The organism is Streptococcus parasanguinis, assembly GCF_001578955.1.
Taxonomy (GTDB): Bacteria; Bacillota; Bacilli; order Lactobacillales; family Streptococcaceae; genus Streptococcus; species Streptococcus parasanguinis_U.
In genome coordinates this window covers 223,499-225,168 of record NZ_KQ969689.1, presented here as the reverse complement: position 1 = coordinate 225,168, position 1,670 = coordinate 223,499, and the positions used below count along the sequence as shown (strand labels likewise).

The 1,670-nt window shown below is 43.4% G+C and carries 2 protein-coding genes and 1 pseudogene; 1 reads left to right on the top strand and 2 read right to left on the bottom strand.

Annotation, left to right across the window (positions count from 1 at the left end; translation table 11 throughout):
* Both SPADD19_RS12225 and SPADD19_RS01040 read right to left on the bottom strand, forming a co-directional pair.
* Positions 1-276: pseudogene (locus SPADD19_RS12225) on the bottom strand (zinc metalloprotease HtpX); the annotation flags it as partial.
* A gap of 1 nt (position 277) precedes the next feature.
* Positions 278-838: a LemA family protein gene (locus tag SPADD19_RS01040; protein WP_003017390.1), complete on the bottom strand. Its 561-nt coding sequence runs from the start codon at positions 836-838 to the stop codon at positions 278-280.
* Between the two features lie 70 nt (positions 839-908).
* Here SPADD19_RS01040 and rsmG point away from each other — a divergent pair, with 70 nt between their 5' ends.
* On the top strand, positions 909-1,622 hold the full coding sequence (gene rsmG, locus SPADD19_RS01035; RefSeq protein WP_049498569.1) for a 16S rRNA (guanine(527)-N(7))-methyltransferase RsmG: 714 nt from the start codon (positions 909-911) through the stop codon (positions 1,620-1,622).
* The last annotated feature ends 48 nt before the right edge of the window (positions 1,623-1,670 follow it).

The window sequence follows — 1,670 nt, the reverse complement described above, 5'->3', positions numbered from 1 at the left end:
TACCATAGCCATATCTTGTACAATATGGTAGAGCTGAGGGGCTTGCTCTTCCGTTACCTCACGCGCCCCGTTCATCCGCATGACAACTTCAGTTGATTGGAAAATCATGCTAAAGGCATAGATTCCACCAATAATCAAAGCTAGGATGACGCCACCAAGGGAAGAGCCTAACCAGAGGTAGCCAACGGCTGCTCCGATGAGAGCCAAGAGTATGAAAAAAGCAATAAGGAGAATCCAGGTTCTCCTTTTATTGCTTGCAATTTGGTCAAACAGCATATTAGTCTCCTAATCCGCTAAAGTCCACCTTTGGTACTGCTTTTTCTTCTTCAGGCACTTGAAGGAATTCAGCCTGTTTGAAGCCAAACATTCCAGCAATCACGTTTGTTGGGAAAGTTTCCAATTTCACATTATAGTTGCTTGTGACACTGTTGTACAATTGACGAGCATAAGAAATTTTATTTTCTGTGTTGGTCAATTCTTCTTGCAATTGCATGAAGTTAGTGTTAGCTTTCAAGTCTGGGTAATTTTCAGCCACCGCAAAGATACCTGCCACTTGACGGGAAAGAGCATCACTGGCCGCCATTGCTTCTGCAGGTGAAGAAGCTTGAGCCACTTGTTGGCGAAGTTGAGTGACCTTAGCAAGGGTATCCCCTTCGTACTTGGCATAGCCTTTTACTGTTTCGATCAAGTTTGGAATCAAGTCATTCCGACGTTTCAATTGCACATCAATTTGACTCCATGCTTCGCGAGTTTGCATCCGGCTTTTCACCAAACCGTTGTATACTCCTACTACAATCAACACAAGGACCACAATGATCCCAAGAATAATCCAAATCATTTTATTGAATTCCTTTCATTTCTTTCTACCAGTATATCAAATTTCCCTTATTTTGTGGTAAAATTATCTTATGAAACCAGAAGAATTTTATATCCGTTTAGCCGATCTCGGCTTCCCATTAACTGATCGTCAAAAAGAGCAATACGAACGCTATTTTGAGCTCCTCGTTGAATGGAATGAAAAGATTAATCTCACCGCCATCACCGCAAAAGACGAAGTCTATCTCAAGCATTTTTATGATTCTATCGCACCCATTTTGCAGGGCTTGATTGAAAACCAACCCATCCATCTCCTGGATATCGGAGCTGGTGCTGGCTTTCCCAGCCTACCCATGAAGATCCTATTCCCTGAGCTAGATGTGACCATCATTGATTCCCTTAATAAACGGATCAATTTTCTCCACTTGCTGGCTGAAGAGTTAGGTTTGAGCGGAGTTCATTTCTACCATGGACGTGCTGAGGACTTTGCACAAGATAAGGCCTTTCGTGCCCAATTTGATATCGTAACTGCCCGCGCCGTTGCCCGCATGCAGGTTCTCTCTGAGCTGACCATCCCTTACCTGAAAGTAGGGGGACGGCTACTCGCTCTCAAGGCTAGCAATGCTCCAGAAGAGTTGGAAGAAGCCAAAAATGCCCTCAACCTGCTCTTTAGTAAGGTTGAAGACAATCTACAGTATGAATTGCCAAATGGAGATCCACGCTATATCACTGTTGTCGAAAAGAAAAAAGAAACCCCCAATAAATATCCAAGAAAAGCGGGTATGCCCAATAAGCGGCCATTGTAGTAAGATACAAAGGGCTAAGAGGATAAAGTCAAATAAGAGGCTGGGACA

What these genes read in the sequence shown, in the direction of transcription:
- SPADD19_RS01040 (WP_003017390.1), bottom strand. Translation starts at nt 838, where the DNA reads ATGATTTGGATTATTCTTGGGATCATTGTGGTCCTTGTGTTGATTGTA.
- rsmG (WP_049498569.1), top strand. Translation starts at nt 909, where the DNA reads ATGAAACCAGAAGAATTTTATATCCGTTTAGCCGATCTCGGCTTCCCA.